The 13,942-nt window shown below is 66.4% G+C and carries 11 protein-coding genes; 7 read left to right on the top strand and 4 right to left on the bottom strand.

Annotated elements, in window-relative coordinates:
- Position 1: 1 nt before the first annotated feature.
- Both AC07WC_RS07835 and AC07WC_RS07830 read right to left on the bottom strand, forming a co-directional pair.
- Positions 2-1,612, bottom strand: a complete 1,611-nt coding sequence (locus AC07WC_RS07835) for a carboxyl transferase domain-containing protein (RefSeq protein ID WP_495209503.1) — start codon at positions 1,610-1,612, stop codon at positions 2-4.
- Positions 1,613-1,622: 10 nt separating this feature from the next.
- Positions 1,623-2,786 (bottom strand): isovaleryl-CoA dehydrogenase, encoded by a 1,164-nt coding sequence (locus tag AC07WC_RS07830; RefSeq protein WP_495209502.1) that lies wholly within the window; start codon positions 2,784-2,786, stop codon positions 1,623-1,625.
- A gap of 145 nt (positions 2,787-2,931) precedes the next feature.
- Between AC07WC_RS07830 and AC07WC_RS07825 the strand changes: the two genes are divergently transcribed.
- The 3 genes from AC07WC_RS07825 (at position 2,932) to AC07WC_RS07815 (ending at position 5,710) form a co-directional block, all read left to right on the top strand.
- The gene (locus AC07WC_RS07825) at positions 2,932-3,537 is read left to right on the top strand and encodes a TetR/AcrR family transcriptional regulator (RefSeq protein WP_495209501.1); all 606 of its coding nucleotides are present in this window, start codon (positions 2,932-2,934) and stop codon (positions 3,535-3,537) included.
- Positions 3,538-3,651: 114 nt separating this feature from the next.
- The gene (locus AC07WC_RS07820; RefSeq protein ID WP_495209500.1) at positions 3,652-4,170 is read left to right on the top strand and encodes a c-type cytochrome; all 519 of its coding nucleotides are present in this window, start codon (positions 3,652-3,654) and stop codon (positions 4,168-4,170) included.
- Positions 4,171-4,264: 94 nt separating this feature from the next.
- A complete protein-coding gene (locus AC07WC_RS07815) occupies positions 4,265-5,710 on the top strand; it encodes an ExeM/NucH family extracellular endonuclease (protein ID WP_495209499.1) in 1,446 nt (481 codons plus the stop codon).
- An 82-nt stretch (positions 5,711-5,792) separates the two neighbouring features.
- On the opposite strand, the gene AC07WC_RS07810 is transcribed toward AC07WC_RS07815, so the two are convergent.
- Positions 5,793-6,659 (bottom strand): EamA family transporter, encoded by an 867-nt coding sequence (locus AC07WC_RS07810; RefSeq protein ID WP_495209498.1) that lies wholly within the window; start codon positions 6,657-6,659, stop codon positions 5,793-5,795.
- Positions 6,660-6,715: 56 nt separating this feature from the next.
- Between AC07WC_RS07810 and AC07WC_RS07805 the strand changes: the two genes are divergently transcribed.
- Both AC07WC_RS07805 and zapE read left to right on the top strand, forming a co-directional pair.
- Complete coding sequence (locus AC07WC_RS07805) at positions 6,716-7,402, top strand: alpha/beta hydrolase (RefSeq protein WP_495209497.1); 687 nt, start codon at positions 6,716-6,718, stop codon at positions 7,400-7,402.
- Positions 7,399-8,499, top strand: coding sequence for a cell division protein ZapE (zapE, locus tag AC07WC_RS07800; RefSeq protein WP_495209496.1), 1,101 nt, complete (start codon positions 7,399-7,401; stop codon positions 8,497-8,499). The genes AC07WC_RS07805 and zapE overlap by 4 nt, the downstream gene beginning before the upstream one ends.
- Before the next feature lie 25 nt (positions 8,500-8,524).
- Here the strand turns inward: zapE and AC07WC_RS07795 are convergent, their stop codons facing one another.
- Positions 8,525-9,346, bottom strand: a complete 822-nt coding sequence (locus tag AC07WC_RS07795; RefSeq protein ID WP_495209495.1) for a DUF2884 family protein — start codon at positions 9,344-9,346, stop codon at positions 8,525-8,527.
- A gap of 578 nt (positions 9,347-9,924) precedes the next feature.
- Here AC07WC_RS07795 and AC07WC_RS07790 point away from each other — a divergent pair.
- Positions 9,925-12,309 carry a ribonucleoside-diphosphate reductase subunit alpha gene (locus AC07WC_RS07790; RefSeq protein ID WP_495209494.1) on the top strand — a complete coding sequence of 795 codons (2,385 nt, stop codon included), beginning with the start codon at positions 9,925-9,927 and terminating at the stop codon, positions 12,307-12,309.
- 150 nt (positions 12,310-12,459) lie between these two features.
- Positions 12,460-13,479 carry a ribonucleotide-diphosphate reductase subunit beta gene (locus AC07WC_RS07785; protein WP_019184840.1) on the top strand — a complete coding sequence of 340 codons (1,020 nt, stop codon included), beginning with the start codon at positions 12,460-12,462 and terminating at the stop codon, positions 13,477-13,479.
- The last annotated feature ends 463 nt before the right edge of the window (positions 13,480-13,942 follow it).

Here is a 13,942-nt window from a genome sequence, read left to right as displayed (position 1 = left end):
ATTACATGCGGAACACGCCGAAGTCGGTCTTCTTCGCCGGGGCGTTGAGGCTGGCCGACAGCGCCAGGCCCAGCACACGACGGGTGTCGGCCGGATCGATCACGCCGTCATCCCAGAGCCGGGCGCTGGCGTAGTACGGGTGGCCCTGCGATTCAAACTGCTCGCGGATCGGCGACTTGAAGCCGTCTTCTTCCTCGGCCGACCACTGCCCGCCCTTGGCTTCGATGCCATCGCGTTTGACCGTGGCCAGCACGCTGGCGGCCTGCTCGCCGCCCATCACGCCGATGCGTGCGTTCGGCCACATCCACAGGAAGTTGGGCGAGTAGGCGCGGCCGCACATGCCGTAGTTGCCGGCGCCGAACGAGCCGCCGATCACCACGGTGAACTTGGGCACCTTGGCGCAGGCCACGGCCATGACCAGCTTGGCCCCGTCCTTGGCGATGCCGCCGTGCTCGTACTTGCGGCCGACCATGAAGCCGGTGATGTTCTGCAGGAACACCAGCGGAATGCCGCGCTGCGTGCACAGTTCGATGAAGTGCGCGCCCTTCAGTGCCGACTCGGAGAACAGGATGCCGTTGTTGGCGATGATGCCCACCGGATAGCCGTGCAGATGCGCGAAGCCGGTGACAAGGGTGTTGCCGTAACGCGGCTTGAACTCATCGAAGCGCGAATCGTCGACCAGGCGCAGGATCACTTCGCGCACGTCGTAGGGCTTGCGGGTGTCGGCCGGGATCACGCCATACAGCTCGTGGGCCGGATGCCGCGGTTCCACCGGGGCCTGCACCGCCAGCACCGGCTCGGGCTTGCGCCAGTTGAGCTGGGCGATGATCGCGCGGACCCGGGCCAGCGCCTGCAGGTCGTTGTCGGCCATGTGGTCGGCCACGCCGGAGATGCGCGTGTGCACATCGGCACCGCCCAGTTCTTCGGCGGTGACCACTTCACCGGTGGCCGCTTTCACCAGCGGTGGACCGCCGAGGAAGATGGTGCCCTGCTCGCGCACGATCACCGTTTCATCGCTCATCGCCGGCACGTAGGCGCCACCGGCGGTGCAGCTGCCCATCACGCAGGCGATCTGCGGGATGCCCTGCGCGGACAGGTTGGCCTGGTTGTAGAAGATCCGGCCGAAATGGTCGCGGTCCGGGAAGACCTCGTCCTGCAGCGGCAGGAACGCGCCACCCGAATCCACCAGGTAGATGCAGGGCAGACGGTTCTGTTCGGCCACTTCCTGCGCGCGCAGGTGCTTCTTGACCGTCATCGGGTAGTAGGTGCCGCCCTTGACCGTGGCATCGTTGGCCACGATCACGCACTCCACGCCCGAGACCCGGCCGATGCCGGCCACCACGCCGGCGCTGGGGATCGGGTCGCCGTACATGCCGTGCGCGGCCAGCGGGGCGATTTCCAGGAAGGCGCTGCCCGGGTCGAGCAGGGCATCGATGCGGTCGCGCACCAGCAGCTTGCCGCGCGCGGTGTGTTTGGCGCGTGCCGCTTCGCTGCCGCCCAGCGCGGTCTGCGCCAGGGTGGCGCGCAGGTCGTCGACCACCGCCTGCAGCGCGACGCGGTTGGCCTCGAAGGTGTCGCTGCCCGGTTGCAGCTGGGTGCTCAATACGGTCATGGCAGGGCCCTTACTTGGTGCGCTGGAACAGTTCGCGGCCGATCAGCATGCGGCGGATCTCCGAGGTGCCGGCGCCGATCTCATACAGCTTGGCATCGCGCCACAGCCGTCCGGTCGGGTACTCGTTGATGTAGCCGTTGCCGCCCAGGATCTGGATCGCCTGCCCGGTCAGCCAGGTGGCCTTCTCGGCCGAATACAGGATCGCGCCGGCCGCGTCCTGGCGCGTGGTGCGGCCCTGGTCGCAGGCGCGTGCCACCGCGTAGACATAGGCGCGGCAGGCGTTGAGGCCCACGTACATGTCGGCCAGCTTGGCCTGGATCAGCTGGAAGGTGCCGATCGCCTCGCCGAACTGCTTGCGTTCGTGCACGTACGGCATCACCACGTCCATGGCAGCGGCCATCAGGCCGAGCGGGCCGCCGGAAAGCACCACGCGCTCATAGTCCAGGCCGGACATCAGCACCTTGACGCCGCCGCCGACCACGCCGAGCACGTTGGCTTCGGGCACTTCGCAATCCTCGAACACCAGCTCGCAGGTGTTGGAGCCGCGCATGCCCAGCTTGTCCAGCTTCTGCGCGGTGGAGTAGCCCTTCATGCCCTTCTCGATCAGGAACGCGGTGATGCCCTTGGCACCCGCATCCGGATCGGTCTTGGCGTAGACCACCAGCACATCGGCATCCGGGCCGTTGGTGATCCACATCTTGTTGCCGTTGAGCACGTAGTGATCGCCGCGCTTGTCCGCGCGCAGCTTCATCGAGACCACGTCCGAGCCGGCGCCCGGCTCGCTCATCGCCAGCGCGCCCACGAGCTCGCCGCTGCACAGGCCGGGCAGGTAGCGCTGCTTCTGGTCTTCGTTGCCGTTCTTGCGCAGCTGGTTCACGCACAGGTTGGAGTGCGCGCCGTAGGACAGCGCGATGCCACCGGAGGCGCGCGAGATCTCTTCCATCGCCACCACGTGCGCGAGGTAGCCCATGCCGCTGCCGCCGTATTCCTCTTCCACGGTCAGGCCGAGCAGGCCCTGCTCGCCGAGCTTGCGCCACAGCGCATTGGGGAACAGATTCTCTTCGTCGGCCTTGGCCGCCAGCGGGGCGATTTCAGCGGAGGCAAAATGGGCCACGCTCTGGCGCAGCAGGTCGATCTCTTCGCCGAGATCGAAGTTCATGGTCGGGACGTGCATGGGCGACTCCGCAACAACAAGGGATGGGACGCGCCGGGAGGGATGGACGGGCTGACAGGGCCGTCCCGCGGGCGATGTACCCCAGCGTAGCCCGGTTCGACAAAGAAGTGAACACAAATTCAAAAATTGAACATAGAATCAACAAATGGCCTATAAACGCTCCGCCCTGATGGAAGAACGCCTTGCCGGCGCCCGCGAACGCATCCTGCTGGCGACCCGTGCGCTGGTGGCGGCCGGCGGCTACCGCAATGCGCCGGTGACCGCCGTGGCGGCCGAAGCCGGGGTCTCCACCGGCCTGATCTACCGGCACTTTCCCTCCAAGGCCGAGTTGTTCGTGGAGGTGCTCACCGCCGCCGTCGAGCACGAGCTGCGCATCTTCGAGGCGATCGCGGCCGAACCGCTGCCCGCGCCCGAGCGCCTGCGCCGGGCGATCACCGCCTTCGTGCGCCGCGCGCTGGCCGGTCCCGGGCTGGCCTATGCCTTCATCGCCGAGCCGGTCGACCCGGAAGTGGAAGCCGAGCGCATCCGCTGCCGCCGCCTGTTCGGCGATGTATTCCGGCGCATCGTCGCCGATGGCGTGGAGGCGGGCACCTTTCCGCAGCAGGACACCCATGTCGCCGCGGCCTGCATCGTGGGCGCGTTCACCGAGGCGCTGGTCGGCCCGACCGCACTCAGCCGCGATGCGCATGGCGACGAAGATGCGCTGGTCGAGTCGATCTGCATTTTCTGCCTGCGTGCCGCCGGCGCCTGAGCGGCGCTGATGCTGCATTGCGACACCGGCGGGTCGCTTGCGCAGCGCCGCCGACGCTGGTCATACTCGGCCGACAAGCCGTGGTCCAACGACTACCAGCCAGGGGTATAGAGAGTGCGGAATTACGACCTCGAGTTCCTGAAACGCTTCTCCATGGTCATCGCGCTGCTGATGGCCATCACACTTGGCCTGATCATCTTCGCGGCCTACCTGCATACCAGCATTCCCCCTGAAGTCTCGCCGATGGCGGCCAAACGCACCGAGCAGCGCATCGCGCCGGCCGGGGCGGTCTACGCCGGCAGCACCGGTGCCGCCGCGCAGGCCGCCGCCCATGCCGCGGCGCTGGTCAAAGCCGCCTCGCAGGTCGCCTATGGCGGCACCACCGATGGCAAGGTGATCTTCGACAACCTCTGCACCGCCTGCCATACCAATGGCGTCGGCAATGCGCCCACGCTGGACCACGGCCATTGGGATGCGCGCATCGCCCAGGGCAAGGACACGCTCTACAAGCATGCCGTGGAGGGCTATACCGGCCCGGACGGTGGCATCATGCCGCCCAAGGGCGGTAATCCGGCGCTGACCGAGGAGCAGATCCATGCCACGGTCGATTGGATGCTCGCCAACCTGAAATGACGGCTTTGCCGGATCAGGCCACCGACGCCGCCGAAGGGCGGCGTTTCACGTTATGTGGTTAGCCTTGTCGCACTTCCCTGGAGTCCTGCTTCCGATGCGCCGTACCCCCCTCGTGTTCGCTCTCGCGCTGGCGTTGTCCGGCGCAGTCCATGCCGCCCAGCCGCAGCCCGCCACCTCGCCGCAGGTGCGCCCGGCGCCGACCACGTCGGCCACGGTCACCCTGACCGCGCCGCCCATCGATTGGCGCACGCTGGACGGCCAGCAGGTCCGCATTGCTGCGCCGCTGACCCTGGCCGGTACCGATGGCCTGTCGCACTTCGGTGAGCTGACCGTGGCCTTCGGTGGCCGCCTCTGGCAGCCCAGCGAAGTCGCTGCACCCGGCACCGCCGGGCATGCCCAGGTGGTGGCCGACAACCTGCACCGCCGGCTGGTGCTCGACGATGGCAGCGACGCCCGCGACCCGGGCCCGGTGGCCTACCTGCCGGCGGCCGCGAACCTGCGCACCGGCATGGTCCTGCGCAATGTGGAAGGCGTCGTCCGTATCGATCCCAAGGGCAACACGCGTCTGCAGGTGACCCGCCCGCTGAACCTGCCGGCGCTGGAACGCCCGGCGGTGCCGGTGGTGGCGGGCGCGCTGCACGTGGCGGCGTTCAACCTGGAGAACTTCTTCAATGGCGACGGTCAGGGCGGCGGCTACCCGACCTTGCGCGGCGCCCGCACCCTGGCCGAGCACCAGGCGCAGAAGGCCAAACTCGTGGCCACCATCAATGCCCTGGGCGCCGATGTCGCCGCGCTGATGGAACTGGAGAACGACGGCTACGGCCCGCAGTCGGCCATCGCCCAGCTGGTCGACGCGCTCAATGCCGATCGCGGCGAGGGTGCCGACTGGCGTTTCATCGACGCGACGCAGGGCCCGGGTGACAACCCGATCCGGGTCGGCATCATCTACCGCGCCTCGCGCGTGACCCCGGTCGGGGCGCCAGCCGTGCTGGAAAAAGAGCCCTTCGGCGAACGCAGCCGCGTGCCGCTGGCGCAGGCCTTCCGTGCCGGCAAGGGGGCGCCGTTCGTGGTCGTGGCCAATCACTTCAAATCCAAGGGCTGCTCGGACGCGACCGGCGCCGATGCCGACCAGAAGGACGGCCAGGCCTGCTGGAATGCCACCCGGGTCGCCTCGGCCACGCTGCTGGACCAGTGGCTGGCGACCGACCCGACCGGCGCCGGCACCCGCGATGCGGTGCTGCTGGGCGACTTCAACGCCTACGCGATGGAAGATCCGATCCGCACCCTGCACGCGGCCGGGTGGCGGGATGCGTTCGCGGTGGCCAAGGTCGAACGGCCTTACAGCTATGTCTACAACGGCATGTCCGGCCGCCTGGACCACGCGCTGTTGAGCCCGGGCATGGCCCAGCGCCTGCGCGCGGCGGCGGAGTGGCACATCAATGCCGATGAAGCCGACGATGTCGGCTACCGCGACCGCAACGAAGCCGGCCCGTGGCGTAGTTCGGACCATGATCCGCTGCTGCTGGGTTTCGATCGCTGATCCTGCACGGCGCGCCAGTGCACCCGGTCACTGGTGCGTTGCTCTGGGAGTGCCGGCCGCTGGCCGGCACCGCGTCAATCGATTACCAGGTGCCCCACGCGATCAACCCGATCGCCACCACGGCCAACCCCAGGCCCACCCGGTTCCACACGCTGGTGCGCTCGCCGAAGCCGACGATGCCCACCAGCGCACCCAGTACCACCACGCCGATGTTCATGCCGGCGAACACCACCGCCGGGCTGTCCGGCAGGTACTGGTGGGCGCGCACATAGAAGAGGATGTTGCCGAAGTTGAGCAGCCCGAGCAGGGCGCCGCCAACCAGGTTGCGCCACTGCAGGCGGGCGATGCCGCGCAGGTGGCGCCATAGCTGCAGCAGTAGCATCAGCACGAAGGCCAGGCTGAAGCTGGCCAGCAGCGCGGCCATCGAGGGTGTGCCCGACAACGCCACCTTCTTGAGCAGGATGTCGACCAGGGCATAGCCCACCCACACCGCCAGCAGCCACGGCCAGGCCCGTCCGCCGGTGGGTTCGGTCGCACCGGCGCGCGGGCGCACGCTGATGCCCAGGATCGCCAGCAGGCCCAACCCCAGGCCGGCCAGCTTCCAGCCATTGGCGGTCTCGCCGAACACCAGGAACGCGGCCAGCAGCGAGAGCAGCAGCGACAACCGCTGGGCCACATCGCTGCGAACGATCCCGGCGCGGGTGACCGCGCGGGCCATCATCAGGAAGATCGCCGGCAGCGCCACGGCCAGGCAGAGCAGGGCGGCCCACGGTGCATGCGGGGCCTGCAGCGAAGCCAGCGAGGGCTGCAGCAGGACCGCGCTGAGCACGCTGGCGACCAGGTAATTCCAGGTCACCACCTGCGGCATGTCCAGCCGCTGGCGCGGCGCCAGCTTCAGCAGGACCGAGACCAGCACGCTGCAGAAAACACTGAAAACCAGATAGTGCATGTACGGACCCGGCGGGGGCGGCGGTGAAGCACGCGGAGGGACGGTATTATGACGCCATGCACAATCCCCCATTTCCCCAAGAAAGCGCTGCGCTGACGCTGGACGGACCGGTCGGTCCGCTGGATGTCGTGGTTGATCTGCCCGAGGCCGGTGTCGCGGTGCAGCCAGTGGTGGCGATCGTCTGCCACCCGCTGTCGACCGAGGGCGGCAGCATGCACAACAAGGTGGTGACCATGGCGGCGCGCTCGCTGCGCGACCTGGGCATCGCCACCGTGCGCTTCAACTTCCGCAGCGTCGGCGACTCGGCCGGTACGTTCGACAACGGCGTGGGCGAGCAGGACGACCTCAAGGCCGTCGCCGCCTGGGTCCGTGCGCAGCGGCCCGGCCAGGCCCTGTGGCTGGCCGGTTTCAGTTTTGGTGCGTATGTCTCGCTGCGCGCCGCGGGCGAGCTGCAGCCGACCACGTTGATCTCGATCGCGCCGCCCGCCGGGCGCTGGGATTTCGAGGGCATGCAGCCGCCGGCCCAGTGGCTGGTGATCCAGGGCGAGGAAGACGAGATCGTCGATCCGCAGGCGGTCTATGACTGGCTGGATGGCCTGGATGCACCGCACGAACTGGTGCGCATGCCCGACACCAGCCACTTCTTCCATCGCAAGATCGTCGACCTGCGTGGCGCGCTGATCCATGGCGTCAAGCAATGGCTGCCGGATCCCGCACCCGATACGGCGCCCGACGCGGCATGAGCGACACCGTGATGACCCCGTCGCAGCGCTACGCCGATGGCGTGGCCCGGGGCGAATGGCAGAACGACCCGGCCCAGCACGCGGCCCTGGCCGAGCTGGACCGCATCCACCTCGCGCTGGTCGACAGTGCGCAGGAGGGTTGGCTGGACCGCCTCTCCGCCTTCTGGAAGAAGCCCGAGCCGGTCAAGGGCCTGTACTTCTGGGGCGGGGTGGGGCGTGGCAAGACCTTCCTGGTGGACCTGTTCTACGACGGCCTGCCGATCGAACAGAAGTACCGCACCCATTTCCATCGCTTCATGCGCGGCATCCATGAACGCCTGCGCGAGCACCAGGGGCAAAGCGATCCGCTGGCGAAGATCGCCCAGGAATGGCGCAGCAAGCTGCGCGTGCTGGTGCTGGACGAGTTCTTCGTCACCGACATCGGCGATGCGATGCTGCTGGCGCGCCTGCTCGAGCGCATGTTCGCCGAGGGCGTGACCCTGGTGACCACTTCCAACACGGCGGTGGAAAACCTCTACCTCAACGGCCTGCAGCGCGACAGCTTCCTGCCCGCGATCGGGCTGCTGCAGACGTATTGCGTGGAGCTGTACGCCGAAGGCACCGAGGATTACCGCATGCGCGCGCTGACCCGCTCGCCGGTGTACCAGGCCCCGATCGACGCCGGCAGCGACGCCTGGCTGGCCGGCCGCTGGGCCGAGCTCAGTGGTGGACAGCCGGCCAAGGCCGGCAACATCGAGATCGAAGCGCGCAAGATTCCGGTGCGCGGCCGCGGCAAGAGCATCGTCTGGTTCGATTTCAAGGCGCTGTGCGAAGGCCCGCGCGGCCCCTCGGATTACATCGAGATCGCGCACGAGTTCAATACCGTGCTGCTGGGCGACATCCCGCACTTCGACAAGCTCAACGAAGATGCCGCGCGTCGCTTCGTCAACCTGATCGACGAGCTGTACGACCGCCACGTCAACCTGGTGTGCACCGCGACCGATTCGCCGGTCGGGCTGTATTCGGGCGTCCGCCTGCAGGGCGCGTTCGAACGCACCGCCTCGCGCCTGATCGAAATGCAGAGCGCCGAGTACCTGGGTACCCCGCACCGGGCGTAGATCCACGCCAAGCGTGGATGCGCCCCTACAGCGGCGGCAACACCAGCGCATCCGCGCGCGGTTGTTCGTGCGCGATCGGCGCCGCCGCGTCCTCGTCGCGGTCCATCACCATCATCGCCAACGGCTTGCCCTGGTAGCGCACCTCCAGCGACTGCTGGATCGCATCCAGCGCCAGCACCTGCGTGCACAGCGACCGGGCCTGTGCCTCCAGCGCCTGGCCACGGGCCTCCATGCGGCGCTCCAGGTCGGCCTCCATCTTCTCGGCACGGGCGTCGATCCGGCCGGCGCCGCCGGTCAGCATCGTCCACATCACCCCGCGGGCGAGCGAGCCGGACATCGACTCGGCGGCCTGCTCGATGCGCGCCTCGAACTGCTCGCCGAACAGGTCCTGCTCCCAGATCCCGCGGCCCAGGGTGCGGCCAACGTAATCATGGGCATCCCTGCGCAGGCCTTCCACCTCGCGTGCCTTGCGGCGGCTGCCGGTCATGATCTCCACCGTGGCGCCGAGCGCATCGAACGCGATGTCCGTGGCTTCCCCCGCCACCCCGGCGACCGCAGGCACCAGTTGGCGGGTGCCCCATTCGAGCTGGCGCAGGCGCTGGGCGTCGGCGTCGCTGACCGGAATCGGCTGGCGATCGATGTTCAGCTCACCATCGTGGAAAAAGATCTCCGCCGGCACCTGGTCGCGGTTGCGCAGCCAGATCCCGCCGCTGTCCACCAGCACGTCGTAGGGGGTGCTCACCCCGCATTGGCGCGAGGAGAGTTCCGGCACCTTGCTTTGGTCGGCAGCGGCGGCGCCGGCCAGGGTCAGGCCCAGCAACAGACATCCAGTCAGGGGCAGGCGCATGGTCGCGTTCATATAAAGGAGACGCGTTGCAGCGTGTCACTCCGGAGCCACCCCGGCGCGGGTCGGAAGTCACCCCTGACCGGCGGCAGTTCGTTAGCGTCGCGTGAGGCCGCTGTTCCGTTTTTCGCGACCCTGCGTCGCATCCGGTGTCGACGTTTTGGCCTTGACTGCGCACTCGCTTTCGACGGGTCCAGACCGTTCGTCGGACGCCTTTCCGGCCCGGTCCTTGCGCCGCAAGGGATTAGGGAAATTCACTACATTTGGCGTTGACGACACCTGGTACCCCCACTATCTTGTGGCCGTCGGTACCGCCGACCACAAGTCGACGGGAGTATTGCCTTCATGCCGATGGCCTGAAGACCTACTGACAACCGCACGAAGTACAGCGTGTGGTGCCGGTCGCAGGATTCTCCGGGGGGAGAGGACCGGTGACGCAGGGGAACCGCCCGCAGGCTTGCCTGCCCGGGTCGCGGCTCCTGCGACGCCGATGGTCCACCCTGAGCATCCCTGCATCGGTTCCGGCGCCTGCCAGGCAGACCCCGCTGTACCACCCCAAATCACGCCAAGAGGAAAACGCCGTGAGCACCGAAACCAGCGCAGCTATCGATAAGGAAAGCGAATTCCTGCTGACCTCGCCGCCCACGGCGACCGCCATGAGCGTGACCAAGCGCAATGGCACGACCGAACTGGTGGACCTGAACAAGATCGTGCGCGCCGTACAGCGCTGCTGCGAAGGTCTGCATGCGGTGGATCCGATGCGCGTGGCGACCCGCACCATCTCCGGTCTGTACAACGGCGCGACCACCCAGGAACTGGACGAACTGTCCATCCGCACCTCGGCGCTGCTGATCGGTGAAGAACCCGAATACGGCCGCCTCGCCGCGCGCCTGCTGGCCAACTTCATCGCCAAGGAAGTGTCCGGCCAGGAAATCCATGCGTTCTCGCAGTCGGTCAGCCGCGGCCACGAAGTGGGCCTGATCAACGCACGCCTGCTCGACTTCGTGCAGATCAACGCCCGCAAGCTCAACGACGCAATCGATCCGTCGCTGGACCTGCATTTCGATTACTTCGGCCTGCGTACCCTGTACGACCGCTACCTGCTGCGTCATCCGCACACCCGCAAGGTGATCGAGACCCCGCAGCAGTTCTTCCTGCGCATCGCCAGCGCGCTCAGCGAAGACGTGCCGGAAACCCTGGCGCTGTACAAGCGCATGGGCAACCTGGACTACCTGCCGTCCAGCCCGACGCTGTTCAACTCCGGTACCACGCATGAGCAGCTGTCCTCGTGCTTCCTGCTGGATTCGCCGCAGGATTCGCTGGAATCGATCTACGCCAAGTACGGCGATATCGCCCAGCTCTCCAAGTTCAGCGGCGGCATCGGCGTCAGCTACAGCCGCGTGCGTTCGCGTGGTTCGCTGATCAAGTCGACCAACGGCCATTCCAACGGCATCGTGCCGTGGCTGAAGACCATGGATTCCTCGGTCGCTGCGGTGAACCAGGGCGGCAAGCGCAAGGGCGCGGCCTGCGTGTACCTGGAGACCTGGCACGCCGACGTAGAGGACTTCCTCGAGCTGCGTGACAACACCGGTGACGAATCGCGCCGTGCGCACAACCTGAACCTGGCCAACTGGGTGCCGGACCTGTTCATGCAGCGCGTCGAGGCCGACCAGGAATGGTCGCTGTTCGATCCGAGCGTGGTGCCCGAGTTCACCGATCTGTTCGGCGAAGCCTTCGAGCAGGCCTACCTGCAGGCCGAAGCCCAAGGCAAGGCCCAGCGTACGATCTCCGCCCGCAAGCTGTACTCGCGGATGATGCGTACCCTGGCCGAGACCGGCAACGGCTGGATGACCTTCAAGGACAAGTGCAACCGCGCCAGCAACCAGACGCTGCGCCCGGGCAACGTGATCCACCTGTCCAACCTGTGCACCGAAATCCTGGAGATCACCTCGGCCGAAGAAACCGCGGTGTGCAACCTGGGCTCGATCAACCTGGGCAATCATTTCGATGGCCACGGTGAGTTCGATTTCGACAAGCTGGCCGACACCGTGCGCCTGGCCGTGCGTCAGCTCGACCGCGTGATCGACCTGAACTTCTATCCGATCGAAACCGCCCGCCGCGGCAACCTGCGCTGGCGTCCGGTCGGCCTGGGCTGCATGGGCCTGCAGGACGTGTTCTTCCGCAAGCGCCTGGCCTTCGACAGTGCCGAAGCCCGTACGCTGTCGAAGAAGATCGCCGAGACGATCTACTTCCACGCGCTGGAAACCTCGTGCGAACTGGCCCAGGAACGCGGCAAGCACCCGTCCTTCGCCGACACCCGTGCGGCCAGCGGCGAGCTGCAGTTCGATGCCTGGAACGTGGTGCCGGAAGACACCGCGCGTTGGGATGCCCTGCGTGAGCGCATCAAGGAACACGGCCTGCGCAACTCGCTGCTGATCGCGATCGCCCCGACCGCGACCATCGCCTCGATTGCCGGTTGCTACGAGTGCGTCGAGCCGCAGGTGTCCAACCTGTTCAAGCGCGAAACGCTGTCCGGCGACTTCCTGCAGGTCAACCGTTACCTGGTGAACGAGCTGAAGAAGCTCGGCCACTGGACCCCGGAAATGCGCGACGCGATCAAGCTGGCCGAAGGCTCGATCCAGGGCATCACCCAGATCCCGGAAACCCTGCGCCACGTGTACCGCACCGCCTGGGAACTGCCGATGCGTTCGCTGATCGACATGGCCGCCGACCGTGGCGCCTTCATCGACCAGTCCGCCTCGCTCAATCTGTTCATGGAAAGCCCGAGCATCGGTGCGATGTCTTCCATGTACATGTACGCCTGGAAGCAGGGCATCAAGACCACGTACTACCTGCGTTCGCGCCCGGCGACCAAGATCGCCAAGACGACCGTCAGCAGCTACACCCCGGTCGAAGCCGTCGCCTGCTCGCTGGAAAACCCGGAAAGCTGCGAGGCGTGCCAGTAAAAACAAGGCGTGCCGGCCCACCGGGCCGGCACCGCCGGGTGCACCGACCAACGGTCGGTGCCTATCCGGGAACACCGGTTCCGCCGGAAAAATCACACATACGGTAGCTACCGACCGTTGGTCGGTAGTTGCCAAGAAGGACGAAACACCATGGCCGACAAGCCTCGTCAAATGCTGCTCGATCCAGGTTTCGAACTGACGTTGCGCCCGATGCGCTACCCGCAGTTCTATGACATGTATCGCAATGCCATCAAGAACACCTGGACGGTCGAGGAAATCAATTTCCAGATCGACATCAGCGACCTGCACGGCAAGATGTCGCCGGGCGAGCGCCACCTGATCCACCGCCTGGTCGCGTTCTTCGCCACCGGCGATTCGATCGTGTCCAACAATCTGGTGCTGAACCTGTATCAGCATCTGAATGCGCCGGAAGCGCGCATGTACCTGTCGCGCCAGCTGTACGAAGAAGCGCTGCACGTGCAGTTCTACCTGACCCTGCTCGACAACTACCTGCCGGATCCGGATGAGCGCGCGAAGGCGTTCGACGCGGTGGAGAACATCGATTCGATCAAGAAGAAGGCGGACTTCTGCTTCAAGTGGATCGACTCGATCCAGAACCTGAAGCGCATCGAGACCCGTGACGAGCGTCGCCAGTTCCTGCTCAACCAGATCTGCTTCGCGGCGTGCATCGAGGGCCTGTTCTTCTTCGCGGCCTTCGCCTACGTGTACTACTTCCGTTCGCGCGGCCTGCTCAACGGTCTGGCCTCGGGCACCAACTGGGTGTTCCGCGACGAGAGCGCGCACATGGAGTTCGCCTTCGAATGCGTGGACGTGATCCGCGAGGAAGAGCCGGACCTGTTTGACGATGCGATGAAGCAGCAGGTGTACGACATGCTGGCCGAGGCGATCGAGTGCGAAGTGCAGTTCGCCGAGGACGTGCTGTCGGGCGGCGTGGCGGGCATTTCGACGCGTGACATGCGCCAGTATCTGCAGCATTGCGCGGACAATCATTTCCATCGCCTGGGCATGGAGAAGAAGTACAACGTGCGCAATCCGCTGAGCTTCATGGAGCTGCAGGACGTGCAGGAGTTGACCAACTTCTTCGAGCGCCGCTCGTCGGCCTACCAGGTGGGCGTGAAGGGCGAAGTGTCGTTCGACATGTCGTTCTGATCTGACGCTTACGTCGTGATTCCGAAGAGCCCCGGACATGTTCCGGGGCTTTTTCGTTTTCCGCTTTACTCGCTCAAGCGTTGAAGCAAGAGCATTGGCGCCCTGATACTGCGAGTAGAAGTGACCCGGGCAGGCAAATGCTGGACCCGCCGTAAACACATCCTTGTGGGCTCGTGGGCCGCATCCATGCGGCCCCAACGGTCCTGCATTCGCCTGCCCGGGTCACTCCCATGGATATCCCATTGCGGTTGGAGAGGCGGTTGCTACCAACGTGCCATGACCATCAATGCACCCCGTGGTATCCACATACATCGTGTAGAGCCGAGCGATGCTCGGCTGCTCTTCCCCCCAAGTCGCGTAAGCATCCGCCAAAGCCGCTCTCCCCACCGCGCAACGACGCACTATCCAGAGGAGGTCGGGGGCCCCTTTGCAGGACCGGTAAGCGGCATGGATGCCGCTTACG

The sequence above is a fragment of the Stenotrophomonas sp. GW821-FHT01H02A genome (genome assembly GCF_059422145.1).
The sequence above is the reverse complement of the archived record's forward strand: the minus strand, read 5'-3'. Positions and strand labels throughout refer to the sequence as shown.